Origin of the sequence: Streptomyces sp. NPDC014995 (assembly GCF_043080745.1) — a bacterium.
GTDB lineage: Bacteria > Actinomycetota > Actinomycetes > Streptomycetales > Streptomycetaceae > Streptomyces.
Genome location: NZ_JBIBVX010000013.1, coordinates 85,157 through 107,960 on the forward strand (window position 1 = coordinate 85,157; position 22,804 = coordinate 107,960).

Sequence of the window (22,804 nt, forward strand, 5' to 3'; positions counted from 1 at the left end):
GGTACCACCGGCCGACCCGGTAGGCTTCCCGCCGTGCGCCCGCTCGTGGCGCGCGCTGGTCATACCGGGGAGAACCGGGAACAGCGAAGCCAATCGGGAGGAACCGGCGGTGCACGTCCAGGAATGGCTCGAGGCCGTACCCGCGGTCAGCATCTACGCGCTGGTGGGCCTGGTCATCGGTCTGGAGAGCCTGGGCATCCCGCTGCCGGGCGAGATCATCCTCGTCTCCTCGGCGCTGCTCGCCTCGCAGCACGGCGATATCGACCCGCTCATCCTCGGCACCTGCGCCACCGCCGGCGCGGTGATCGGTGACTCCATCGGCTACGCCATCGGCCGCAGGGGCGGACGCCCGCTGCTGGCCTGGCTGGGCGGGAAGTTCCCCCGGCACTTCGGCGAGGCGCACATCGCCACGGCGGAGCGGTCCTTCGAGAAGTGGGGCATGTGGGCCGTCTTCTTCGGCCGCTTCATCGCCCTGCTGCGCATCTTCGCGGGCCCGCTCGCCGGGGTGCTGCGCATGCCGTACTGGAAGTTCTTCATCGCCAACGTCCTCGGCGGGATCCTGTGGGCGGGCGGCACGACGGCCGTCATCTACTACGTGGGCGTCGTCGCGGAGTCCTGGCTGAAGAGGTTCTCCTGGCTGGGGCTGGTGGCGGCCGTCCTCATCGGCCTCACCTCGATGCTGGTGCTCAAGCGCAAGGCCGGGAAGATGCAGGGTGCCGAGCCGGAGCCCGCGCTGGAAGCGGAGAAGGTGCCCGCCGCCGAGTAGCCGGTGCGGGCGCCCGTCCTACGCGTGGACTTCCCGGTGCGCCTTGGCCAGGTCCGCGTACAGCGTCCCGTTGAGCGTGACCCCCTGCCGTTCCTCCTCGGTCAGCTCCCGCTTGACCTTGGCGGGCACGCCCGCCACCAGGGACCCCGGCGGCACCTGCATCCCCTGCGGCACCAACGCCTGTGCGGCGACCAGTGAACCCGCCCCGATCACCGCACCGTTCAGCACGGTCGCTCCCATCCCGACCAGGCAGTCGTCGCCCACGGTCGCCCCGTGGACGACGGCGTTGTGGCCGACGGAGACCCGCTCGCCGATCGTGACGGGGAAACCGGGGTCGGCGTGCAGCGTGCAGTTGTCCTGGATGTTGCTCTGGGCGCCGACGGAGATCCGCTCGACGTCGCCGCGGACCACCGCGCCGTACCACACGCTCGCGCCCGCCTCCAGGGTCACGTCCCCGATCACCGAGGACGTGGGCGCCACGAAGGCCTCCTCGTGGATCTCCGGTTCCCTGCCGCCGATGCCCGTGATCAGCGCCTTGTGCGTCATCACCGTCTCCTGTTCGTCCGCGGTACACCCGCACCGTACGCCACCCGGTGGGGTGAAGATCACAGGGCTACGGCGTCCTGGGGCCGGTGACCGCTGAGTACCGTGAGCGGGTGCCGAAGCGCAAGAACACGTTCTCATCATGGCGGCGCCGCCTCGCGCAGCGCGCGGTCCACGCGGGCTGGGCCTGGGTGCAGCGCACCGGCTCCGTCACCGCCGAGCACCCCGGCCGCTTCCGATTCGGCTCGATGGGCACCGGCACCCGGCTCGCCTTCCCGCTCGGCACGGTCTTCGGCGAACCCTGGATCCACCTCGGCGCGCACTGCATCGTCGGCGAGCAGGTCACGCTGACGGCCGGTCTGATGCCCGACCTCGACCTCGGTCCCGACCCGATCCTGCGCCTCGGCGACGGGGTGGTCCTGGGCCGCGGCAGCCACGTCATCGCCGACACCACGGTCACCATCGGCAGCGACTGCTACTTCGGGCCGTACGTCTACGTCACCTCCACCAACCACTCCTACGACGACCCGCACGAGCCCATCGGGAAGCAGTGGCCGCGGATGGAGTCCGTGGAGATCGGGCCGGGGTGCTGGATCGGCACGGGGGCCGTGATCCTGCCGGGGGCGCGGATCGGGCGGAACGTCGTCGTGGCGGCCGGGGCCGTGGTGCGCGGGACCGTGCCCGACCACGCCGTGGTGGCGGGCGCGCCCGCCCGGGTCGTACGGCGCTGGACGCCGGCCGAGGGCTGGCAGCCGCCGCTGCGCACCCCGGCGCCGGTGCCGATCCCGGACGGGGTCACCTCGGACCAGCTGGTCGCGCTGTCGGGGCTGGACGAGGAGTCGGCGGCGCGGCTGGCCCGGCTGGAGCCCGAGGGCTGACTCAGCCCGCCGCCAGCAGCACCGTGCCGACCAGGGCCAGGCCCGCGCCCGCGGCCTGGATCGCGCGCAGCCGCTCGCGCAGGAAGCCGCGGGCGGCCAGGGCGGTCACCACCGGGTAGAGCGAGGCGAGCACGGCGGCCACCGTGACCGGGCCGTGCTGGGCGGCGATCGCGTAGGTGCCGTTCGCGGCGACGTCGGCCAGCCCGACGAAGGCGTACGCCGGCAGCGAGGTCCGGGGCAGGCCCCCCTCGGGAAGCGCGGGCGCCCCGCGTCGTACGGCGACGTAGAGGGCCGCGCCGCCCGTGACGACGTTGGTCACGCGCTGGACGAAGAGGGCGAGGAAGAGGCCGGTGACGGTGGTCGAGGCCTCGGTGATCAGCACGAAGACGGTGCCGAAGCCGAGGGCCGCGACGAGGGTGAGGAGGACGGCCCGGCGCTGCACCGGGGCCCCCTTGAGCTGCGGGCCGCCCGCCAGGACGACACCGAGGACCGCGACCGCGATGCCCGCTACCTGGATCAGCCCCGGGCGCTCGCCGAGGAACAGGCCGACGGAGACGGGGACGGCCACGCCGAGGGTGGCCAGTGGGGAGATCACCCCCATGGGGCCGAGCGCCAGCGCCTTGTAGAAGGAGAGCAGGGCGACCGGGCCCACCGCGCCGGCCGCGACCGCGAACCAGAGGCGGGGTCCGGCCTCGCTCCAGCCGCCGGTGGCGAGCACGACCGCGCCGAGGACCGCCGCCGCGATCGTCTGCGAGACGACGACCACCGTCAGGGCCGGGGCGCGTCGCGCCAGCAGCCCGCCGCCGAAGTCGGCCAGCCCCCACAGGAGGCTCGTGGCCAGGGCGAAGAGTGCTGTCACGGAGCCCTCGCAGTACAGTTCGGTGGACGATCGGGTGCACCACACCGTAGTGCAGGGAAGTGAACCCTGTCATCCAGAATATTGGACTCCTGAAGTGGACGGAATGTGTCGGACCTCGACCTGCTGACCCAGTCGCTGGCGCGCAACGTCAAACGCTGGCGCACCGAGCGCGGCTTCACCCTGGACACGCTCGCCGCCCGCGCGGGGGTCAGTCGCGGCATGCTGATCCAGATCGAGCAGGCCCGCACCAACCCCAGCCTCGGCACGGTCGTCAAGATCGGCGACGCGCTCGGCGTCAGCATCACCACCCTGCTCGACTACGAGCGGGGCCCCAGGGTCCGTATCGTCTCCGCCGACCAGGCGGTCCGGCTGTGGCACACCGACGCCGGCAGCTACAGCCGGCTCCTCGCGGGCACGGAGGCGCCCGGCCCGCTGGAGATGTGGGACTGGCGGCTGATGCCGGGCGACAGCAGCGACTCCGACCCGCACCCGTCCGGCACGGTCGAGATCGCCCACGTCACGGCCGGGGAACTGACCCTCACCGTCGAGGGCGCGCAGTACCGCGTCCCGGCCGGCGCGAGCGTCACCTTCGAGGCGAACGTGGCCCACACGTACGGCAATCGGGGCGAGGTGCCGACGGAAATGGTGCTGACCGTGTCGGTGCCGCTCGTGCACTGAGACGGGCCGCCGACGGCCGCCGACGTGCTGTTAGCGTGCGCCCATGGACGCACCCATCGGACGCTTCGACAACCCCAGGCCCGCCCCCGACTGCCTCGACGAGCTGACCCGCCCGGTCGCCGACGCCGTACGCCACTGGAGCGGCAGCGTCCCCGCCGACCAGATCGTCTACGTCGAGACCGATCCGCGGTGGGCCGACACGGCCGTCTTCGTGGAGCACTACGGGCAGGAACTGCTGGAGCAGTCGGCGAACTGCGTCGTCGTCGCGGGCAAGCGCGGCGGCGAGACCACCCTCGCCGCGTGCGTCGTGCTCTCCACCACCCGGGTCGACGTCAACGGCGTGGTGCGTCGCCGGCTCGGCGCCCGCAAGGTGTCGTTCGCGCCCATGGACACGGCCGTGGGCGAGACGGGAATGGAGTACGGCGGCATCACGCCCCTCGGACTGCCCGACGCCTGGCCGGTGCTGGTGGACTCGGCCGTCGTCGACCTGCCCTACGTCCTGGTGGGCAGCGGGCGCCGGCGCGGGAAGCTGCTGGTGCCGGGGAAGGCGTTCGCCGAACTGCCGGGCGCCGTGGTGCTGGAGGGGCTCGGGGTCTGACGGGCGTCACGCCCTCGCGTGGTGGGCCAGCGTGAGGTGGGGGTCCGCCTCGCCGGGTACCGGCGCCGGGTCGGCGTGGACCAGGGCGGCCGTCAGGCGCGGTACGGCGTGCAGCAGGGCGTGTTCGGCGTCCACGGCGATCGCGTGCGCCCGCCGTACCGTCACCTCGCCGTCCACGACGACCGCGACCTCGGCGCGCAGCCGGTGCCCGATCCAGCGCAGCCGCAACTCACCCACCTCGCGCACCCCGTCGACCTCCCGCAGCGCCCGCTCGGCCCGGTCCACCAGTGCCGGGTCGACGGCGTCCATCACCCGCCGGAACACCTCCCGCGCCGCGTCCCGCAGCACCAGCACGATCGCCGCCGTGATCGCCAGCCCCACGACCGGGTCCGCCAGGTGCCACCCCAGCGCCGCCCCGCCGGCGCCCAGCAGCACGGCCAGGGAGGTGAAGCCGTCGGTGCGGGCGTGCAGCCCGTCCGCGACCAGCGCGGCCGAGCCGATCGCGCGGCCGACGCGGATGCGGTAGCGGGCGACCCACTCGTTGCCCGCGAAGCCGACGAGCGCGGCCACCGCGACGGCGGGCAGGTGCTCCACGGGCCGCGGGTTCAGCAGCCGGTCGACGGCCGTCCACCCGGCGAAGGCCGCCGACGCGGCGATGGTCAGCACGATCACCAGGCCCGCCAGGTCCTCCGCCCGCCCGTAGCCGTAGGTGAAGCGGCGGGTGGCCGCCCGCCGGCCCAGCACGAACGCGATCCCCAGCGGGACGGCGGTCAGCGCGTCCGCCGCGTTGTGCACCGTGTCGCCGAGCAGCGCCACCGAGCCGGAGGCCACGACGACGACCGCCTGCGCCACCGCCGTCACGCCCAGGACCGCCAGCGACACCCACAGCGCGCGCATGCCGCGGGCCGAGGACTCCAGGGCCCGGTCCAGCTTGTCGGCGGTCTCGTGGGAGTGCGGGGTGAGGAGGTGGGAGAGGCGGTGACGAAGACCGGGGGCGGGGTGGGGGTGCGGGCGGCCGGGTCCGTGCTCATGGTGATGCCGGTGATGCCCGTGATGCCCGTGATGCCCGTGCTGCTCACGGTGGTGCCCGTGGCCGTGGTGGTCGTGCCGCTCGCTCACGTCGCTCTCCTTCCGGTGCGCCGGGGTGGACGGGTGTCCGCCCACCCCGCCATTATGTGCGTATGAGCGCACGCATGCACCTGTCACCTGCGCATCATGCGCACCCGCGCAGCCCGGGCGAGGAGCAGTTCACCCTCGCGGCCGAGCTGCTCGCCCTGCTCGGCGACCGCACCCGCCTCACGCTGCTGCACGCCCTGTCGTCGGGCGAGGCCGACGTGACGACACTGACGGAGGTGTGCGGGGCGGCCCGGCCGGCGGTCAGCCAGCACCTGGCGCGGCTGCGGCTGGCCGGGCTGGTGACCACCCGCAAGGAGGGGCGGCGGGTGGTCTACTCGCTGCGCGACGGCCATCTGCGCCGTCTGGTCGACGAGGCGCTGAACGTGGCCGACCACCGGCTCGGCGACCAGCCGGTGCACGACTGAGTCAGTACCGCTCCGCCGTCCCGAGGTACTGCTCCGCGAACGCGGCAGCGGCGGCGGGCGAGGTGAACAGGCGGCGCAGCCGGGCGAGCGTGGTGCCCGTGCGGAACGGGTCGCCCGCGGCGGTGCCGTGGTACACCTCGGAGAGCCACTGCGAGAACTCCTGGTAGTCCCACACCCGGCGCAGACACGCATCCGAGTAGCCGTCCAGGCCGCCGCCGTCGCCCTTCGTCAGACACGCGACCAGGGCGTCGCCGAGCAGGAAGGCGTCGTGCAGCGCGAGGTTCATGCCCTTCGCGGCGATCGGCGCGACCAGGTGGGCCGCGTCCCCGGCCAGGAACAGCCGCCCGTGGGCCATCGGCTCGACCACGTAGTCGTGCATGTCCAGCACGCGCTTCTCGATCAGCCGCCCCTCGGTGAGCGGCGGGACGCCGGCGGCCCCGAGGCGTTCGTGGAGTTCGGCCCAGACGCGCTCGTGGGGCCAGTTCTCCGGGTCGTCGCCGGGCGGGCACTGGAGGTAGTAGCGGGTGACCTCGGGGCTGCGGGGCATGTGCCCGGCGAACCCGCGCGGATGGATGCCGAACAGCACGCAGTCGCAGGACGGCGGCGCCTCGGCGAGCAGCGCCAGCCAGCCCGTGCCGTAGTCGTGCCGCGCGATCCGCGCCCGCGCCGGCACCAGCGCGGCCCGGCTGACCCCGCGCGCCCCGTCCGCGCCGACGACGAAGTCACAGCGCAGCAGCCGTCGTTCACCCGACTCGGGGCAGGTGTACGACACCGAGGGGCGGTCCGTGTCGAGGTCGTGCAGTGCGACGTCGAGCACGGCGAAGCGGGCGTCGCCGCCGCGCACGTCGACGTACTCGTGGACGAGGTCCGTCACCAGCAAGGGCTGCGGGTAGACGAAGTGATGGCGATCCGTCAGCTCGGCGTAGGGGAAGCGGTACCGCTCGCCGCCGAAGCGGAACTCGCAGGCGGTGTGCAGCTGGGCGCGCTCCAACAGGTTCCCGGCCAGGCCGCGTCGCTGGAGCCCGCGCACGGCCCACTCCTCGATGACCCCGGCGCGGGGCCGGCGTTCGATGGACGCGCGGGTCTCCGTCTCCAGCACCACGCAGTCGACGTGCGCGGCCCGCAGGATGTTGCCGACCGTCAGACCGGCGGGCCCGGCCCCCACGACGACGACCGGAACCCGGTACGGCGAGGGGGAGTCGGGGTGGGGCGAGGTGGTGGCCACCCGCACATTATGGGTGCCCGCCGCCGGGGTGTCAGGGGCGTCGATTCCCCGGCTGTCAGGCCGCAGGATTCGCCGGGGGGAGGGCGACGGATTCCCCGGGGGCAGGGCGCCGGATCCGCCGGGTGTCACCGTGCCGGATCCGCCGGGTGTCAGTGTGCCGGAGCGTCCACGACCGCGACCTCCTCGATGCTCCGCTCGATGTCCTCGGAGCGGGACGCGGACGCCTTCGCCCAGTAGTAGATCGCCAGCGAGAACAGGGCGACGACCAGCATGTCCCACCACAGACCCAGATGTCCCTGGCCGCCGAAGCCGCCCTGCCAGGAGATCAGTCCGAGACCCAGCAGGTACACGGGCAGCCACCGCGCGGCCTTCCAGTCCAGCCGCGGCGCGTCGGGGAGTCCGGCGCTGACGGCGTACCAGGCGTACACGCCCAGCAGCACGTACCCGATGACGATGGCCACCCCCAGCCGCCACAGCGTGTCCCAGCCGGACCAGTAGATGATCAGGTTGGCCACCACGAAGGACAGCGGGGCGACCACGTTGCCGCCGGGGAGCCGGTACGGGCGCTCGCGGTGCGGCAGCCGGTCGGCGAACACCCCGTACGCCAGCGGGGCACCGGCGTACATCAGCACACTCGCCGAGGTGATGAAGCCGACCAGCTCCTGCCAGCTCGGGAACGGCAGGAAGCACACCACACCGGTCACGAACGAGACGATCAGCCCGAACCACGGCACGCCCCGCCGGTCGGTGCGCGCGAACACCTTCGGGGCGTAGCCGTTGCGGGCGAGGCCGAAGGAGACGCGGGAGGTCGCGGTCGTGTAGATCAGGCCGGTGCCGCCCGGGGAGACCACGGCGTCGACGTACAGCACCACGCTGAGCCAGCCCAGGCCCACCAGGGTCGCCAGGCCCGCCCAGGGGCCGCTGATGCCCTCGAAGTGCAGTTTGGCCCAGCCGCCGGCGAAGGCGGAGTGCGGGAGGGCGGCGATGAACACCACCTGGAGCAGGACGTAGACGACCGCGCCGATCGCGACCGAGCCGAGGGTCGCCCGGGGCAGGTCCCGCTTGGGGTCGCGGCTCTCGCCCGCGAGCTGGATCGCCTGCTCGAAACCGAGCAGCGCGAAGATGATGCCGCTCGAACTGATCGCGCTCAGCACGCCCTTGGCGCCGAACGGGGCGAACCCTTCCGAGGTGAAATTGGCCGGGTGGAAGTTGCCGGCCGCGATGACGAGGATCGCGAGCAGGGGTACCGCGATCTTCCACCAGGTGGCCGCGCTGTTGGTGTGCGCGAGCGCCCGGACACCGAGGAAATTGACGGCCACGAAGACCGCCATGAGCAGGACGGCCACCGCGAATCCGGAGGCGGTGAGCGTGCCGTCGGTGTGCTGGAATCCGTGCGCCCAGCTCCAGTGGCCGGCGTAGCCGATCATCGCCTCGACCTCGATCGGCGCGACGGTCGCCGCCTGGAGCCAGGAGAACCAGCCGAAGGACATGCCGGCCAGCCCGCCGAACGCGTAGTGCGGATAGCGGGCCGTGCCGCCCGCGACCGGGAACATCCCGCCCAGTTCCGCGTGGACCAGCGCGAGCAGCACGATCGCCACGGCACCGACGACCCACGACACCACGGCGGCGGGACCGGCCACCGTGACCGCCTTCTCGGCGCCGTACAGCCAGCCGGAGCCGATGATGGATCCGACCGACGCCCACATCAGCCCGATCAGTCCGACATCCCGTCGCAGACCGCCGGGGTTCTCCGTGGCCTGTGGAATTCGGTCGACGCTTACCATTTCTCAAGGCGCCTCTCATGAAATTAACGCGACAGTCGAGTGCCGTGTTGGAGAGGCCTCACCCTAGGAATCGACAAGCGTCGTACTGAAGGGCGCAGGGAGAGTTTTGACCTGTGTGCGGGTGTTTCCTGGGCAACTTTTCAGAGGCCGGTGGGGAATTGAGGTGCCGGGAATTCCCAATGGCGGAATCAGCGCAGGCGGGGAATCTCGATCGCCGGGCAACGGTCCATCACCATCTCCAGACCCGCGGCACGCGTGCGGTCGTAGGCGGCCTCGTCGACGACACCCAGCTGGAACCACACCGCCTTGGCGCCCTTGGCGACCGCCTCGTCCGCGACGGCTCCCGCGAGGTCGCCGTTCACGAACACGTCGACGACGTCCACCTCGAAGGGGATGTCCGCGAGCGAGGCGTAGCCCTGCTCCCCGTGCACCGTCTCCGCCTTGGGGTGCACGGGCACGACGCGCTTGCCGAAGCGCTGGAGCACCTCGGCGACGCCGTACGCCGCGCGCCGTTTGTTCGTCGACAGGCCCACCACCGCCCAGGTGTCGCCGACTCCGGTGAGGATCTTGCGGATCGTTGCCTCGTCGCCGTACACCGGCGGCCTCCTCCGACTGACGGAACCGTTGCTCATGTGCTGACCTGCTCAACAGCGTACGAGCGGTCCTGATTCCGTGCCGTCGGACTGCGGACGGCCCTCCGTCCGCCTACGCTCGCCCCGTGCTGCGCATCATCGACGCCCGAACCGGCGAGCCCGTCGCCGCCGCCCCCGCCCGCCGTTGCCTGACCCGCGTCGAGGCCCACGCCTCGGGGTACGGCACCGGCGCGCTCCGTGTCCTCCTCGTCGCCGACCTGCTCGTGCGCGCCCTGGAACTCGGCGGTACGCCCGTCATGGCCCTGCTCACCGGTGAGCGGGAACGGGCGGAACTGCGCACGGCCGGGGCGGCCCTCGGTATCCGGCCCTTCGAAGAGGGGCGGGAGCTCGCGGCCGGGATGGGCGCGGCCCGGACCCTGCACGTGGCGGGGGAGGACGGCGAGGCACCCGAAGGGGTCCTGGTCGCGGTGGCCCCCGTGCTCCCCGCGGCCGCCGCCCAGCCGGACGCCGACCCCACCGCCCTGCGCCTCGCCCTGCTCTCCCACCACCACCGCGACGCCGTCCCGCTCGACGCGGACGCACTGGGCCAGTCCCACGCCACCCTCGTGCGCTGGCGCCGCGCCGTCGCCGACTGGGCACGGCAGCCCTCACGGCCGGTCCCCGACGAGGTGCGCGGACGGCTCCACACCGCCTGGGAGGACGACTTGGACCTACCGGAAGTGCTGCGCGTGCTGCGCTCGGTGGAGGAGGCCGGGCCGGAGCTCCCGGCCGGCGCCCGCTTCGAGACGTACGCCTACGCCGACCGGCTCCTCGGTCTGGAGCTCACCCGTGACGTGGGCGGCGCGGCGTGAACGCCGGCGCCGGGAGCGGACCGTCGCGGCGGTTCGCGGCGTCGCGGTGTGCGACGTCTAGTGATGATCATCATGAGCGGCCGTTGGCGTCGTGGGACGGCCGGGGCGCGTCGGCCGTTGGCGGGGCGTCGGCCGAGGTGGGCCGGTGGTCGGGTGGGGTCCTGGGCTTCCCCGCCGTTCGTCCCGCCGGCCTCGGCTGCCGTCTCCGTCTGGGAGGCGTGGCATGAGCGCCCGTACGGGGGCGGGGCCGCGGCGGCTGGTGGTGTTGCGGCACGCGAAGTCGGCCTGGCCGGAAGGGGTCGATGATCACGAGCGGCCGTTGGCGTCGCGGGGGCGCCGGGACGCGCCTGCCGCCGGCCGGGCGCTCGCCGAGGCCCGCTGCCTGCCCGACCTCGCCCTGTGCTCCACCGCCGTCCGCGCCCGCCAGACCTGGGAACTGGCCTCCGCCCAGTGGGACGGCCCGCCGCCGGTCCGGTACGAGCCGCGGCTGTACGCGGCCGACGTGTCCGAGCTGCTGGAGGTCGTTGGGGAGACGCCCGTCGAGGTCGGGACGCTGTTGCTGGTCGGACACAACCCCGGCCTCCGGGAACTGGTCCTCGGCCTGGCCGGGGACGGGCTCGACGACGCCCTGGAGCGGGCGCGCGGGAAGTTCCCGACGTCCGCGATCGCCGTTCTGGCCTGGGACGGGCCCATTTGGCGGGACCTCGCGCCGGGCACGGCCCTGCTGACGGAGATGACCGTGCCCCGAGGAACGCGCTGAGTCACGCCCACGCGCGTGTGGGGGCGAAGGGGGGCTGGTGGGCCGGTCCTTGAGCACCTCGGGCCCACGCGTGTGTGCGCCGCACCCCGGATCCGGTTCCGGGCGACGCAGCACTACCGAGGGTGACCGGACGCGGGTGTGCGGGACGCGAGTGTGCGGGACCCGGCGGGTGCGGTCGCGCGGCAGCGGCCGGGTCCCGGCGCCGTCGGGGAGATTGCGTGGGTCGTGGCGGCGGCCCGGCAGCCCAGCGGCGGGCGGTGGCGGTGCCTCCCTTGCCCGTCTTCCTGCCCCGCCCGGTGGTTGTCGCCGGTGCGGTCGCGCGGTGCCGGTGGCACCCGGGCGTCCTCGGGGGAGACCGTATCGAGCGCCCCGGCCGGCACCGGCGTGCTCGTTCACCCGGGTGCCGGTCCTGGCGTGCGCCGCCCGCGACTGGCCCGGGGCCGCGGCGGGCGCCGCCGGTCACCTCGCACACCGGCGACCGCACCTCCGGCGACGGCGGCCGCGGCACCACCGCATAGGCTGGCCGGATGCAGGACGAGTACCGCACGGTCGCCCACGCGGGCGTGCACGAGACCGAGGTCAACCGCTCCCGCTTCCTGTGCGCCCTCGCCCCGGCGGCCACCGAGCGGGAGGCCCAGGACTTCATCGCGGCCGTCCGCAAGGAGCACGCCGACGCCACCCACAACTGCTGGGCCTACGTCATCGGCGCCGACGCAGCCGTCCAGAAGGCCAGCGACGACGGCGAACCGGGCGGCACCGCGGGCGTGCCCATGCTCCAGATGCTGCTGCGCCGCGACATGCGCTACGTCGTCGCCGTCGTCACCCGCTACTACGGCGGCGTCAAGCTCGGCGCCGGCGGCCTCATCCGCGCCTACGGAGGCGCGGTCGGCGAGGCCCTCGACGCCCTCGGCACCCTCACGCGCCGCAGGTTCCGGCTGGCAACGGTGACGGTCGACCACCAGCGGGCCGGCAAGGTGCAGAACGACCTGCGCGCCACCGGCCGCGAGGTGCGGGACGTGCGCTACGGGGAGGCGGTCACGATCGAGATCGGGCTGCCCGACGCCGACGTGGACGCCTTCCGAGCGTGGCTCGCCGACGCGACGGCGGGCACCGCGGAGTTCGAGGTGGGCGGGGAGGCCTACGGGGACGCGTGACGGAGGGCTTCCGTCGGACGGGGATGACTTTCCGGCGAAATGTCCGTAAGACTCCTATAGGTCACCGGGCATGACGGTGCGATACAGGAGTAACCGCCCGTGCTGTCGGACCCGGCCGTTAGTCTCGGGGATCATGAGGCTCCTGCACACTTCCGACTGGCATCTCGGCCGGGCGTTCCACCGGGTGAACATGCTCGGTGCCCAGGCCGAGTTCATCGGCCACCTCGTCAGCACCGTGCGCGAGCGCGAGGTGGACGCGGTGGTCGTGTCGGGTGATGTGTACGACCGGGCGGTGCCCCCGCTTGCGGCGGTCGAGCTGTTCGACGACGCCCTGCACCGGCTCGCCGCGCTGGGCGTGCCGACGGTGATGATCTCCGGGAACCACGACTCCGCGCGGCGCCTCGGCGTGGGCGCCGGGCTGATCGGGCGCGCGGGCATCCACCTGCGGACCGACCCTTCGGCGGCCGGGACACCGGTGGTGCTCGCCGACGCACATGGCGACGTCGCCTTCTACGGCCTGCCCTATCTCGAACCCGCCCTGGTCAAGGACGAGTTCGGCGTGGCGAAGGCGGGCCACGAGGCGGTGCTGGCCGCCGCCATGGAGCGGGTCCGCGCCGACCTCGCCGCCCGCCCGCGCGGGACGCGCTCCGTCGTCCTCGCCCACGCCTTCGTCACCGGCGGCGAACCCAGCGACAGTGAGCGGGACATCACCGTCGGAGGAGTCGCGTCCGTTCCCGCCGGCGTCTTCGACGGCGTGGACTACGTGGCGCTCGGGCATCTGCACGGCTGCCAGACCATCACCGAGCGCGTGCGCTACTCCGGCTCCCCGCTGCCGTACTCCTTCTCCGAGGCCCAGCACCGCAAGACCATGTGGCTGGTCGACCTCGGGGCGGACGGCTCGCTCGACGCCGAGCGTCTCGACTGCCCGGTGCCGCGCGCGCTGGCCCGTATCCGGGGCACGCTGGAGGACCTGCTCGCCGACCCCGGGCTCACGCGGTACGAGGACGCGTGGGTCGAGGCGACGCTCACCGACGCGGTGCGCCCGGCCGAGCCCATGGCCCGGCTCACCGAACGCTTCCCGCACACCCTCAGCCTCGTCTTCGCCCCCGAGCGCGCACCGGACGACCCCGACGTGTCGTACGCCCGGCGCCTCGCGGGCCGCAGCGACCAGGAGATCGCCGAGGACTTCGTGGCCCACGTACGGGGAGCGGGCCCCGACCCGCGTGAGCGGGGTGTGCTGCGGGACGCGCTCGACGCCGTGCGCGCGGACGACGTCGTCCGGGAGGTGGCCCGATGAGGCTGCACCGGCTCGACCTCACCGCCTTCGGCCCCTTCGGCGGGTCCCAGAGCGTCGACTTCGACGACCTGTCCGCCGCCGGTCTCTTCCTCCTGCACGGACCGACGGGAGCGGGCAAGACGTCCATCCTGGACGCCGTGTGCTACGCGCTGTACGGCTCCGTCCCGGGCGCCCGGCAGAGCGCCCAGGGCCTCACCCTGCGCAGCGACCACGCCGCGCCCGGCACCCGCACCGAGGTCACCCTCGACCTCACCGTCGCCGGACGCCGCCTGGAGGTCACCCGGCAGCCGCCCTGGGAGCGCCCCAAGAAGCGCGGCACCGGGACGACGGTCGAGAAGGCGCAGAGCGCGCTGCGCGAGTACGACGCCGTCACCGGGACGTGGAAGGACCTCAGCCGCTCCCACCAGGAGATAGGCGAGGAGATCACCCAGCTGCTCGGTATGAGCCGCGAGCAGTTCTGCCAGGTCGTGCTGTTGCCCCAGGGCGACTTCGCCCGTTTCCTGCGCGCCGACGCCGAGGCGCGCGGTCGGCTGCTCGGCCGTCTCTTCGACACCCGGCGGTTCGCCGAGGTCGAGAAGCGGCTCGCGGAGCGACGGCGTACGGCCGAGGCACGCGTGCGTGAGGGTGACGCGGCGCTGCTGGCGGACGCGCACCGCATGCAGCAGGCCGCCGGTGACGCCATGGAGCTGCCCGAGCTGGCACCGGGCGAGCCGGGCCTGGCCGAGGCCGTGCTGACCGCCGCCGCCGTCGCCCGCAGCACCGCGCGGGAGCAGCTGACGATCGCCGAGTGCGGCCGCCTCGCCGCCGAGTCCGCCCAGGCCGCCGCCGAGCGCGCCCTGGCCGACGTCCGGGAGCTGGCCCGGTCGCAGGAGCGGTTCGCTCAGGCGCGGGAGCGGGCCCGGCTGCTGGAGGAGCGGGCCGGGGAGCATCGGCAGGCGCAGGCGCGGATGGAGCGGGCGCGCAAGGCGGAGGCGGTGGCGCCGGCGCTGGAACTGCGCGAGTCCGCCGACGCCGAGCACCGCAGGGCGGCCGCCGCCGAGACGCGCGCGCGTGCCCTGCTGCCGGAGCGGTTCGCGGAGGCCGGTTCCGCCGGGCTCGCCGCCGCCGCACGCCGGGCCGCCGAGGAGCTGGGCGGGCTGGAGTCGGCCCGCCGCGGTGAGCGACGGCTGGCCGGCCTGGTCGCCGAGCGCGCCGACCTGGACCGGCAGGAGCGCGCCGACGAGGACGTGCTCGCGGAGACCGAGGGCTGGCTCGCGGACTGGGAGGCGACCCGGACATCGCTCCAGGCCCGCGTCGAGTCCGCCCAGGAGGCCGCCACCCGCGCCGAACAGCTCGCCGTCCAGCGGGAACCCGCACAGCGGCGCCTCAAGGCCGCCCGGCTGCGGGACCAACTGGCCCGAGACACCGACGAGGCCCAGAAGAAGGCCCTCGCCTCGGGCGACAGGGCGCTGGAGGCCCGTACGCACTGGCTCGACCTGAAGGAGCAGCGCCTCAACGGCATCGCCGCAGAACTCGCCGCCACCCTGCGGGACGGCGAACCCTGCGCCGTCTGCGGCGCCACCGACCACCCCGCACCCGCGCGCAAGGTCGCCGGGCACGTCGACCGCGCGGCGGAGGAACAGGCCCTCGCCGCCTACCAGCGTGCGGAGCGGGCACGGGCGGACGCCGAGCGCGATCTCGGTCTCGTCCGGGAGGCCCTCGCCGCCGCCACCGCGGAGGCGGGCGACACCCCCACCGACCGGCTCGCCGCCGATGCCGACGAACTGGAACGCGGCTACTTGCAGGCCCGCCGGGACGCCTCCGCGCTGCATCCCGCGCGCGAGGAGCTGCGCGGAGCCGAGCAGGAGTACGAGCGGCGCACGGCCGCCCAGCGGGAGGCCGCCGTGCGGGCCGCGTCCCGCGTGGGCCACCGGGAGCGGCTGGAGCGTGAACGGGCCGCGCTGGAGGAGGAGCTGGCGCGGGCGCGGGGTGCCGCGGAGAGCGTGGCGGCGCGGGCCGCGCAGCTGGAACGGCGGGCCGCCCTGCTCGCCGACGCCGCCGACGCCGCCCGGGCCGCCGAGGACAGCGCCGAACGCCTCAAGGCCGCCGACGGGCGCCTCGACGAGGCCGCCTTCCGGGCCGGCTTCGACACCCCGCAGGCCGCTGCCGACGCCCTCCTCGACGACACCGCCCACCGGGAGCTGCAACGGCGCCTGGACGCCTGGCAGTCCGAGGAGGCCGCCGTACGGGCCGTGCTCGCCGAGCCGGAGACCGTGGCCGCCGCCCAGCGGCCGCCCGCCGACCTCGCCACGGCCGAACAGGCCGCCGCGGAGGCCGCGGAACGGCTGCGCCGGGCCGCCTCCGCCCAGGACGCGGCAGCCCGCCGCTGCGCCGAACTCGACCGCCTCTCCGCGCGCGCGGCCGACGGCGTACGGCGGCTCGCCCCGCTGCGCGAGGAGTACGACCGGGTGGCCCGTCTCGCCGGCCTCACCGCCGGTACCTCGGCGGACAACGAGCGCAGGATGCGCCTGGAGTCCTACGTCCTGGCCGCCCGCCTGGAACAGGTGGCCGCCGCCGCGACGGTACGGCTGCACCGCATGTCCTCCGGGCGGTACACCCTCGTGCACTCCGACGACCGGACCGGGCGCGGGCGCAGCGGGCTCGGGCTGCACGTCGTCGACGCCTGGACCGGACGTGCGCGGGACACGTCCACCCTGTCGGGCGGCGAGACCTTCTTCGCCTCGCTCGCGCTCGCCCTGGGCCTCGCCGACGTGGTCACCGACGAGGCGGGCGGCGTCCGGCTGGACACGCTCTTCATCGACGAGGGGTTCGGCAGCCTCGACGACCAGACCCTGGACGAGGTCCTCGACGTCCTGGACTCCCTGCGCGAGCGCGACCGCAGCGTCGGCATCGTCAGCCACGTGGCCGACCTGCGGCGGAGGATCCACGCGCAGCTGGAGGTCGTGAAGGGAAGGGCGGGCTCGGTGGTGCGCCTGCGCGGAGGCGCGTGACGTCAGTGACCGAGCGGGCGCCGGGGGAGCGGTGAGGAGTAGACGACGCTGGTCGTCACCGACCCCAGCGTGCCGATCCTGCCCGACACCTCCTCCAGGTGCCGCATCGAGCGGGCGGCGACCTTGATGACGAAGCAGTCGTCGCCGGTGACGTGGTGCGCCTCCAGGATTTCCGGCGTGACGGCCACCAGGTCGTGGAACGGTCTGTAGTTGCCGTTGGGGTAGCGCAGCCGGACGAACGCGAGGATCGGCAGTCCCAGCCGCTCGGGGTCCACGACGGCCGCGTACCCCTGGATGACGCCCGCCTCCTCCAGCCGCCGCACCCGCTCGGTGACGGCGCTCGCCGACATCGACACGGCACGCGCCAGGTCGGCGAAGCTGGCCCGCCCGTCGCGCTGGAGGACCTCGAGGATGCGCCAGTCGGTGGCGTCCGGGGAATACACGGTCATGGCCGAGAAATAGCAGGGGAATCCCCGGCCGGGCAAGAGCAGGGCCGGGGAATGCCCCTTCAGGGAGAGGAACAACGGCCGTAGATTTCCGGTCATCGGGAACCAGTCGGAACCGTCACGGAAAGGCCCCGCGATGACCGCCACCACCGCTGTCACCACCCTCGCCCCCGCCATCACCCCCACCCCCGCCATCACCGCCGTCAACCCCGTCCTGCGCGTCGCCCCCGCCGCCCCGGCCGAGGCCGCCGCCCACTTCCGGGCCTGCCTCGTCTTCCACGCCGACGTCTCCGACGTGGCCGCCGCGCTCGCGGCCGGCGGCGACCCCGGCTTCGCCGTCCTGGACTCCCGCTCCACCGAGTCCTGGGACCAGGGCCACATCCCCGGCGCGGTCCACCTGCCGACCTCGCTCATCCCCGAGCAGGCCGAACAGCTCCTCGACAAGGATGTGCCGGTCGTGACGTACTGCTGGGGCCCCGGCTGCAACGGCGCCACCCGCGCCGCCCTCGCGCTCGCCGAACTCGGCTACCGCGTCAAGGAGATGCTCGGCGGCTTCGAGTACTGGGTGCGCGAGGGCTTCGCCTTCGACACCGGGGAGGGCCCGGAGCGGCGCGCCGTCGACCCGCTGACCGCGCCGGTCGCCGCGGCGCACTGCGGCTGCTGACGCTGACGCACGCCATGGTCAGCAGCCGCAGGTCCGGGGGTCAGAGCCGCGCCAGCTCGTCCACCAGGTCGTCCAGCCCCAGCGAGCCCTGCGAAAGGGCCGCCATGTGCCAGGACTTGAGGTCGAAGGCGTCGCCGTGCCGCTCGCGGGCCTTCTCGCGGCCCAGCAGCCAGGCCCGCTCGCCGAGCTTGTACCCGATGGCCTGGCCCGGGATGGTCAGATAACGGGTCAGCTCGCTCTCGACGAAGTCCGCCGGACGGCTGCTGTGCGCGCCGAAGAACTCCTGGGCCAGCTCCGGAGTCCAGCGCTCACCCGGGTGGAACGGGGAGTCCGCCGGGATCTCCAGCTCCAGGTGCATGCCGATGTCGACGATGACCCGCACCGCGCGCATCATCTGCGCGTCCAGGTAGCCGAGCCGCTGCTCGGCGTCCGTGAGGAAGCCCAGCTCGTCCATCAGACGCTCCGCGTACAGCGCCCATCCCTCGGCGTTGGCGCTGACGATGCCGACGGTGGCCTGGTAGCGGGAGAGGTCCTGGGCGACGTGCGTCCACTGCGCGAGCTGGAGGTGATGGCCGGGGACGCCCTCGTGGTACCAGGTGGAGACCAGGTCGTACACAGGGAAACGGGTCAGCCCCATCGTCGGCAGCCAGGTGCGGCCAGGACGCGAGAAGTCCTCCGACGGGGACGTGTAGTACGGCGCCGCCGCGCCGCCGGGCGGGGCGATGCGCGACTCCACCCTCCGTACCCGCTCGGCGAGTTCGAAGTGTGTGCCGTCCAGCGCGTCGATCGCCTGGTCCATCAGGCCCTGGAGCCAGTCGCGGACCTCGTCGACGCCCTCGATGTGCTTTCCGTGCTCGTCCAGGTGCGCGAGCGCCGCCCACGGCGTCTCGGCGCCCGGCAGGATCTTCTCCGCCTCCTGCTTCATCTCGGCGAGCAGCCGGTGGTACTCGGTCCAGCCGTACGCGTACGCCTCGTCCAGGTCGAGGTCGGTGCCGTTGAAGTAGCGCGACCAGCGGGCGTAGCGCTCCCGGCCGACGGTGTTCGGCGCGCCCTCGACGGCCGGCGCGTACACGTCCCGCGTCCAGTCCCGCAGCTCGACGACCGCCGCGGTCGCCGCCCGGGCCGCCTCGTCCAGCTCCGCGCGCAGCGCCTCGGGCCCCTCGGCGGCGAAGTCCTCGAACCAGCCGCGGCCCGAGCCGTCCGTGTCCGCCCACTCGGTGAGCTGGTCCACGAACGTCGCGGTCGGCCGCGGGGCCGCGTACAGCTTGCGCTCCAGACCGGCCGACAGCGACTCCCGGTAGCCGGCCAGCGCCGCCGGCACCGCGCGCAGCCGCTCGGCGATCGCCGCCCAGTCCTCGACGGTCTCCGCGGGCGTCACGGTGAACACGTCCCGCACGTGATGCGCCGGTGTGGACATGTTGCCGACCGCGCGCAGACCCTCCTCGGCGTCGTGCACGGCGAGTTCCGCGGTGAGCCGCTCGCGCAGCAGGCGCGCGCACCGGCGCTCGATGTCACGGTCCGCGCCGGGCCGCCGCTCCGCCTCGTCGAGCCTGGCCAGCGTGGACCGCGCGAGCCGCGCGAGCGCCTCCTGTCCCGCCGGTGAGAAGTCCGGCAGGCGGCTCGAACTCTCCTTCACGCCGAGGTAGGTACCGGTGACCGGGTCGAGGGCGATGAGCTCGTCGACGTAGGCGTCGGCGACCTCGCGGGGCAGCGGGTTGTTGGTCTGTGGCATGCGCACCATCCTCGTACGGGGCGGCGCCGCACGTCATGGCATTTGCGCCGAAGCGGCGGGCGGCAGCAGCGGTCCGCAGTCCCACTGCTGGAAGATCAGCCGCGTCTCCACCCGGGCCACCTCCCGCCGGGCCGTGAACTCGTCCAGGACCAGCCGCTGGAGATCGGCCATGTCCGCGACGGCGACATGCACGAGGTAGTCGTCGGGCCCGGTGAGGTGGAAGACGGTCAGCGCCTCCGGCAGCGCCCGGATCCGCTCCACGAACGGCCCCACCAGCTCCCGCCGATGCGGCCTGACCTGCACCGACAGCAGGGCCTGAAGCCCTCGGCCCAACTTGGCCGGATCGAGCTGCAGCCGATGCCCCAGGATCACACCGGACCGGCGCAGCCGCGTCACCCGGTCCAGGCAGGTCGACGGTGCGAGCCCCACCTGCGCCGCGAGGTCGCGGTAGGTCGTCCGGGCGTCGTTCTGCAACAGCCGCAGGAGCTGGAGATCGACCGGATCGAGTACGACGGATTCGGTCATGGTCCGAACGTAGCACGGAGACCGGCCCCGGATGCCCGTCCGGTGTTCACCCTGCCGTCCATGGACTCAGCCACAGCGAGCACGCACGCGTACGACGACGTACGCCCGTCTGGAGCGCCCCGCGCACTGGCCACCGAGGCCGTGCACGCCGGGCGGGACGACCTGGCCCGGCAGGGCCTGCACGCCCCGCCGATCGATCTGTCCACCACGTACCCCTCGTACGACAGCCGGGCCGAGGCCGCCCGGATCGACGCGTTCGCCGCGACCGGCGCCGAGCCCGACGGCCCGCCCGTCTACGGGCGGCTGGGCAACCCGACGGTCGCCCGCTTCGAGACCGCGCTGGCCCGGCTGGAGGGCACCGAGAGCGCGGTCGCGTTCGCCAGCGGCATGGCCGCGCTGAGCGCCGTCCTGCTGGCGCGCTCCTCGACGGGGCTGCGGCACGTCGTGGCCGTCCGTCCCCTGTACGGCTGCAGCGACCACCTGCTGACCGCCGGGCTGCTCGGCTCGGAGGTCACCTGGACCGACCCGGCGGGGATCTCGGACGCGCTGCGCCCCGACACCGGCCTGGTGCTGGTCGAGTCGCCGGCCAATCCGACCCTCGCCGAGGTCGACCTGCGGGCGGTCGCCCATGCCTGCGGGTCCGTCCCGCTGCTCGTCGACAACACCTTCGCCACGCCCGTCCTCCAGCGCCCGGCGGAGCAGGGCGCGCGGCTGGTCCTGCACAGCGCCACCAAGTACCTCGGCGGGCACGGGGACGTTCTGGCGGGTGTCGTCGCCTGCGACGAGGAGTTCGCCGGACGGCTCCGACAGATACGTTTCGCCACCGGCGGGGTGCTGCACCCGCTGGCCGGCTACCTGCTGCTGCGGGGCCTGTCGACGCTCCCGGTGCGGGTGCGGGCCGCCTCCGCGACCGCCGCCGAACTGGCCCGACGGCTGGCCGCCGACCCGCGCGTCGCCCGTGTCCACTACCCGCGCATCGGCGGCGCGATGGTCGCCTTCGAGGTCCACGGCGACCCGCACGAGGTGATCGCGGGCGTCCGCCTCATCACCCCGGCCGTGAGCCTCGGCAGCGTCGACACCCTCATCCAGCACCCGGCGTCCATCAGCCACCGCATCGTGGACGCGGACGAACGGCGGGACGCCGGCGTGAGCGACCGGCTGCTGCGGCTGTCGGTGGGGCTGGAGGACACCGAGGACCTGTGGGCGGATCTGGACGGGGCACTGAACGGTGCGCTGCCGGCGTCGGCTGAGCCGTCCAGGCGGGCTGCCGGGGTCGGGTGAGCCGCAGGTGTGCCCCCTGGGTCCGTTGAGCCGCCCAGGCACGCCGTCGGCGTCGGCTGGGCGTTCAGGAGGAGCCGTCCCTCCCCGTGCGGAGGACGTCGGACGGCCCGGCGGCGGGGAGCCGCCGGGCCGTCCCCGGTGCCGACGCACCGAGGGTCAGTCGCGGACGGCCCGCTTCCCGGACCGCTCCAACGACAGCTCCGGACCGCCCCCGGCCACCGTGTCGAGGCGGGCGGTGATGACGAGGGTGCCCTCCTCGATCTGGTAGTCGAGGGGCAGGCCGAGGCCGCGCATGGCGGCGACCATGCCGGTGTTGGAGGACTGCGTCACCGCGTAGACGCTCGCGCAGCCCGCCTCGACGGCCATCGCCACCAGCCGGCCGAGCAGTTCGCCGCCGATGCCGCGCCGCTGCCACTGGTCCTCGACGAGCAGCGCCACCTCGGTCTCGTCGCCGTCCCACAGCAGGTGGCCGAGGCCGACGATGCGCCCGGACGGGGTCTGCACGGCCAGGGTGCGGCCGAAGCGCGGGCTGAGCAGGTGGTTGAGGTAGCGGTCGGCGTCGCCGACCGGCCCGTGGTAGCGCATGCCGAGCGTGCGCGCCGAGCACCGCTCGTGCATGGCCTTCGCCGCCTCCACGTCACCGGTGTCCGCCCGGCGCACGGTGATGGCGTTGCCCTCGGGGAGCGTCAGCACGTCCTGCCCGCGCGGGACCCGCGGGCCCAGCCGGGCGTCCAGTTCCACCAGCGCCCGCGCCCGCGCGAACTCGGTCGGTGTGAACGGCAGGTACGGCCGCTCCACCGTGACGACTCCGCCTTCCGGCGCCCGCAGACGCATCACGGTGTCCTCCAGCACCCCTTCCACGGGCACGGCCTCCGGCCCCCGTCCGCCGCCCGGCGTGGTGGCGGGCAGCGAGCGGATCGTGCACCGGCCCAGCAACTGCCGTAGCGCCAGGGGGAGTTCGGCGGCGTCCAGGGCCGTACGGGTGGCCAGCCCCAGGACCCGGGTCGGGGCGTCCACCAGATCGTGGGCGTCGGCCCGCTCGATCCAGGTGCCCGCGCCGCCCGCCCGCGCCACGGCCCCGGTGATGTCGGCCGCCGCGAGTGCGCCGGGGGCGCGCAGCAGGAACTCGTCCACCGTGTCCTCGCCCAGCGGGTGCGTCTGCAGGCTGAGGATGTCGACGCGGTGCTCGGCCAGCGCCGCGCACAGCGCGGCCAGCGACCCCGGCGCGTCCTTCACCGTCGTCCGCATCCGCCACAGGGCGCTCTCGCCGGCGACGCCGCCGGGGAGATCGGACGGCCCGGCCTGCTCCTCGGCGGAGGGCGGCCGGGCATCGGTATCACCCGTGGGCGGCGCGTGGCCGTGGCGCCGTGACCACCAGACGTGGAACCCCGCGGTGGCGATCAGGGCGGCCGCGGAGACGGCCAGCAGGCCGGGGCCGTCGGGTCCGTGCCCCACGAGGTTCGCGACCACGTCGGCCACCGCGACCGCCGTGAAGAGGGCGGCGAGCTCCACCGCGTCCCGCCGCCAGTGGTGCACCGGGCGCCCGTGTTTGTGGCGCGTCACATCAGACATGTCTCGACTCATGCAGCCACTGTGAAGGAACGGTGTTGCGTGATCACGAACGCTTTGTGACTGATGG

Annotated in this window: 22 protein-coding genes; 12 read left to right on the forward strand and 10 right to left on the reverse strand. The window is 74.0% G+C overall.

The window, feature by feature from the left end:
* Positions 1-109 precede the first annotated feature (109 nt).
* Positions 110-766, forward strand: a complete 657-nt coding sequence (locus ACF1A1_RS25475) for a DedA family protein (protein ID WP_392003009.1) — start codon at positions 110-112, stop codon at positions 764-766.
* 18 nt (positions 767-784) lie between these two features.
* On the opposite strand, the gene ACF1A1_RS25480 is transcribed toward ACF1A1_RS25475, so the two are convergent.
* Positions 785-1,312 carry a gamma carbonic anhydrase family protein gene (locus ACF1A1_RS25480; protein WP_392003010.1) on the reverse strand — a complete coding sequence of 176 codons (528 nt, stop codon included), beginning with the start codon at positions 1,310-1,312 and terminating at the stop codon, positions 785-787.
* 110 nt (positions 1,313-1,422) lie between these two features.
* Between ACF1A1_RS25480 and ACF1A1_RS25485 the strand changes: the two genes are divergently transcribed.
* Complete coding sequence (locus ACF1A1_RS25485; protein ID WP_392003012.1) at positions 1,423-2,187, forward strand: acyltransferase; 765 nt, start codon at positions 1,423-1,425, stop codon at positions 2,185-2,187.
* Position 2,188: 1 nt separating this feature from the next.
* On the opposite strand, the gene ACF1A1_RS25490 is transcribed toward ACF1A1_RS25485, so the two are convergent.
* Positions 2,189-3,046: a DMT family transporter gene (locus ACF1A1_RS25490; protein ID WP_392003014.1), complete on the reverse strand. Its 858-nt coding sequence runs from the start codon at positions 3,044-3,046 to the stop codon at positions 2,189-2,191.
* A 105-nt stretch (positions 3,047-3,151) separates the two neighbouring features.
* Here ACF1A1_RS25490 and ACF1A1_RS25495 point away from each other — a divergent pair, with 105 nt between their 5' ends.
* The gene (locus tag ACF1A1_RS25495; RefSeq protein ID WP_392003016.1) at positions 3,152-3,724 is read left to right on the forward strand and encodes a helix-turn-helix domain-containing protein; all 573 of its coding nucleotides are present in this window, start codon (positions 3,152-3,154) and stop codon (positions 3,722-3,724) included.
* 43 nt (positions 3,725-3,767) lie between these two features.
* Positions 3,768-4,322 (forward strand): YbaK/EbsC family protein, encoded by a 555-nt coding sequence (locus ACF1A1_RS25500; protein ID WP_392003018.1) that lies wholly within the window; start codon positions 3,768-3,770, stop codon positions 4,320-4,322.
* 6 nt (positions 4,323-4,328) lie between these two features.
* On the opposite strand, the gene ACF1A1_RS25505 is transcribed toward ACF1A1_RS25500, so the two are convergent.
* Positions 4,329-5,441, reverse strand: coding sequence for a cation diffusion facilitator family transporter (locus ACF1A1_RS25505; RefSeq protein WP_392003019.1), 1,113 nt, complete (start codon positions 5,439-5,441; stop codon positions 4,329-4,331).
* 62 nt (positions 5,442-5,503) lie between these two features.
* On the opposite strand from ACF1A1_RS25505, the gene ACF1A1_RS25510 reads away from it, so the two are divergent.
* Entirely contained in the window at positions 5,504-5,863 is a 360-nt protein-coding gene (locus ACF1A1_RS25510; protein ID WP_392003021.1) for an ArsR/SmtB family transcription factor, read from the forward strand.
* Between the two features lies 1 nt (position 5,864).
* Here ACF1A1_RS25510 and ACF1A1_RS25515 read toward each other — a convergent pair whose 3' ends face one another.
* The 3 genes from ACF1A1_RS25515 to ACF1A1_RS25525 form a co-directional block, all read right to left on the reverse strand.
* Positions 5,865-7,088: a 4-hydroxybenzoate 3-monooxygenase gene (locus ACF1A1_RS25515; RefSeq protein WP_392003023.1), complete on the reverse strand. Its 1,224-nt coding sequence runs from the start codon at positions 7,086-7,088 to the stop codon at positions 5,865-5,867.
* A 149-nt stretch (positions 7,089-7,237) separates the two neighbouring features.
* Entirely contained in the window at positions 7,238-8,872 is a 1,635-nt protein-coding gene (locus ACF1A1_RS25520; RefSeq protein ID WP_392003025.1) for an APC family permease, read from the reverse strand.
* Between the two features lie 188 nt (positions 8,873-9,060).
* Positions 9,061-9,468 carry a CoA-binding protein gene (locus tag ACF1A1_RS25525; RefSeq protein ID WP_392003027.1) on the reverse strand — a complete coding sequence of 136 codons (408 nt, stop codon included), beginning with the start codon at positions 9,466-9,468 and terminating at the stop codon, positions 9,061-9,063.
* 122 nt (positions 9,469-9,590) lie between these two features.
* On the opposite strand from ACF1A1_RS25525, the gene ACF1A1_RS25530 reads away from it, so the two are divergent.
* The 5 genes from ACF1A1_RS25530 (at position 9,591) to ACF1A1_RS25550 (ending at position 16,517) form a co-directional block, all read left to right on the forward strand.
* Positions 9,591-10,316 carry a hypothetical protein gene (locus ACF1A1_RS25530; protein WP_392003029.1) on the forward strand — a complete coding sequence of 242 codons (726 nt, stop codon included), beginning with the start codon at positions 9,591-9,593 and terminating at the stop codon, positions 10,314-10,316.
* A gap of 223 nt (positions 10,317-10,539) precedes the next feature.
* Positions 10,540-11,076, forward strand: a complete 537-nt coding sequence (locus ACF1A1_RS25535; protein WP_392003031.1) for a SixA phosphatase family protein — start codon at positions 10,540-10,542, stop codon at positions 11,074-11,076.
* Between the two features lie 527 nt (positions 11,077-11,603).
* Complete coding sequence (locus tag ACF1A1_RS25540) at positions 11,604-12,230, forward strand: YigZ family protein (protein ID WP_392003033.1); 627 nt, start codon at positions 11,604-11,606, stop codon at positions 12,228-12,230.
* Positions 12,231-12,363: 133 nt separating this feature from the next.
* The gene (locus ACF1A1_RS25545; protein ID WP_392003035.1) at positions 12,364-13,527 is read left to right on the forward strand and encodes an exonuclease SbcCD subunit D; all 1,164 of its coding nucleotides are present in this window, start codon (positions 12,364-12,366) and stop codon (positions 13,525-13,527) included.
* The gene (locus ACF1A1_RS25550; protein WP_392003037.1) at positions 13,524-16,517 is read left to right on the forward strand and encodes an AAA family ATPase; all 2,994 of its coding nucleotides are present in this window, start codon (positions 13,524-13,526) and stop codon (positions 16,515-16,517) included. Before ACF1A1_RS25545 ends, ACF1A1_RS25550 begins: the two co-directional genes overlap by 4 nt.
* Positions 16,518-16,519: 2 nt before the next feature.
* Here the strand turns inward: ACF1A1_RS25550 and ACF1A1_RS25555 are convergent, their stop codons facing one another.
* Positions 16,520-16,966, reverse strand: coding sequence for an Lrp/AsnC family transcriptional regulator (locus tag ACF1A1_RS25555; protein ID WP_392003038.1), 447 nt, complete (start codon positions 16,964-16,966; stop codon positions 16,520-16,522).
* Between the two features lie 133 nt (positions 16,967-17,099).
* Here ACF1A1_RS25555 and ACF1A1_RS25560 point away from each other — a divergent pair, with 133 nt between their 5' ends.
* Positions 17,100-17,627, forward strand: a complete 528-nt coding sequence (locus ACF1A1_RS25560; RefSeq protein WP_392003040.1) for a rhodanese-like domain-containing protein — start codon at positions 17,100-17,102, stop codon at positions 17,625-17,627.
* A gap of 40 nt (positions 17,628-17,667) precedes the next feature.
* Here the strand turns inward: ACF1A1_RS25560 and ACF1A1_RS25565 are convergent, their stop codons facing one another.
* Together ACF1A1_RS25565 and ACF1A1_RS25570 are read right to left on the reverse strand one after the other, a co-directional pair.
* Complete coding sequence (locus tag ACF1A1_RS25565) at positions 17,668-19,359, reverse strand: DUF885 domain-containing protein (RefSeq protein ID WP_392003042.1); 1,692 nt, start codon at positions 19,357-19,359, stop codon at positions 17,668-17,670.
* A gap of 33 nt (positions 19,360-19,392) precedes the next feature.
* The gene (locus tag ACF1A1_RS25570; RefSeq protein ID WP_392003043.1) at positions 19,393-19,884 is read right to left on the reverse strand and encodes an Lrp/AsnC family transcriptional regulator; all 492 of its coding nucleotides are present in this window, start codon (positions 19,882-19,884) and stop codon (positions 19,393-19,395) included.
* A 60-nt stretch (positions 19,885-19,944) separates the two neighbouring features.
* Between ACF1A1_RS25570 and ACF1A1_RS25575 the strand changes: the two genes are divergently transcribed.
* Complete coding sequence (locus tag ACF1A1_RS25575; RefSeq protein WP_392003045.1) at positions 19,945-21,165, forward strand: trans-sulfuration enzyme family protein; 1,221 nt, start codon at positions 19,945-19,947, stop codon at positions 21,163-21,165.
* A gap of 156 nt (positions 21,166-21,321) precedes the next feature.
* Here ACF1A1_RS25575 and ACF1A1_RS25580 read toward each other — a convergent pair whose 3' ends face one another.
* Complete coding sequence (locus ACF1A1_RS25580; protein WP_392003047.1) at positions 21,322-22,737, reverse strand: GNAT family N-acetyltransferase; 1,416 nt, start codon at positions 22,735-22,737, stop codon at positions 21,322-21,324.
* Between the last annotated feature and the right edge of the window lie 67 nt (positions 22,738-22,804).

Bases quoted from the DNA above. Each gene is read 5' to 3' on its own strand.
- ACF1A1_RS25480 (WP_392003010.1), bottom strand. From the start codon at position 1,312: ATGACGCACAAGGCGCTGATCACGGGCATCGGCGGCAGGGAACCGGAG.
- ACF1A1_RS25500 (WP_392003018.1), top strand. From the start codon at position 3,768: ATGGACGCACCCATCGGACGCTTCGACAACCCCAGGCCCGCCCCCGAC.
- ACF1A1_RS25510 (WP_392003021.1), top strand. From the start codon at position 5,504: ATGAGCGCACGCATGCACCTGTCACCTGCGCATCATGCGCACCCGCGC.
- ACF1A1_RS25520 (WP_392003025.1), bottom strand. From the start codon at position 8,872: ATGGTAAGCGTCGACCGAATTCCACAGGCCACGGAGAACCCCGGCGGT.
- ACF1A1_RS25535 (WP_392003031.1), top strand. From the start codon at position 10,540: ATGAGCGCCCGTACGGGGGCGGGGCCGCGGCGGCTGGTGGTGTTGCGG.
- ACF1A1_RS25540 (WP_392003033.1), top strand. From the start codon at position 11,604: ATGCAGGACGAGTACCGCACGGTCGCCCACGCGGGCGTGCACGAGACC.
- ACF1A1_RS25545 (WP_392003035.1), top strand. From the start codon at position 12,364: ATGAGGCTCCTGCACACTTCCGACTGGCATCTCGGCCGGGCGTTCCAC.
- ACF1A1_RS25550 (WP_392003037.1), top strand. From the start codon at position 13,524: ATGAGGCTGCACCGGCTCGACCTCACCGCCTTCGGCCCCTTCGGCGGG.
- ACF1A1_RS25555 (WP_392003038.1), bottom strand. From the start codon at position 16,966: ATGACCGTGTATTCCCCGGACGCCACCGACTGGCGCATCCTCGAGGTC.
- ACF1A1_RS25560 (WP_392003040.1), top strand. From the start codon at position 17,100: ATGACCGCCACCACCGCTGTCACCACCCTCGCCCCCGCCATCACCCCC.
- ACF1A1_RS25565 (WP_392003042.1), bottom strand. From the start codon at position 19,359: ATGCCACAGACCAACAACCCGCTGCCCCGCGAGGTCGCCGACGCCTAC.
- ACF1A1_RS25570 (WP_392003043.1), bottom strand. From the start codon at position 19,884: ATGACCGAATCCGTCGTACTCGATCCGGTCGATCTCCAGCTCCTGCGG.
- ACF1A1_RS25575 (WP_392003045.1), top strand. From the start codon at position 19,945: ATGGACTCAGCCACAGCGAGCACGCACGCGTACGACGACGTACGCCCG.
- ACF1A1_RS25580 (WP_392003047.1), bottom strand. From the start codon at position 22,737: ATGTCTGATGTGACGCGCCACAAACACGGGCGCCCGGTGCACCACTGG.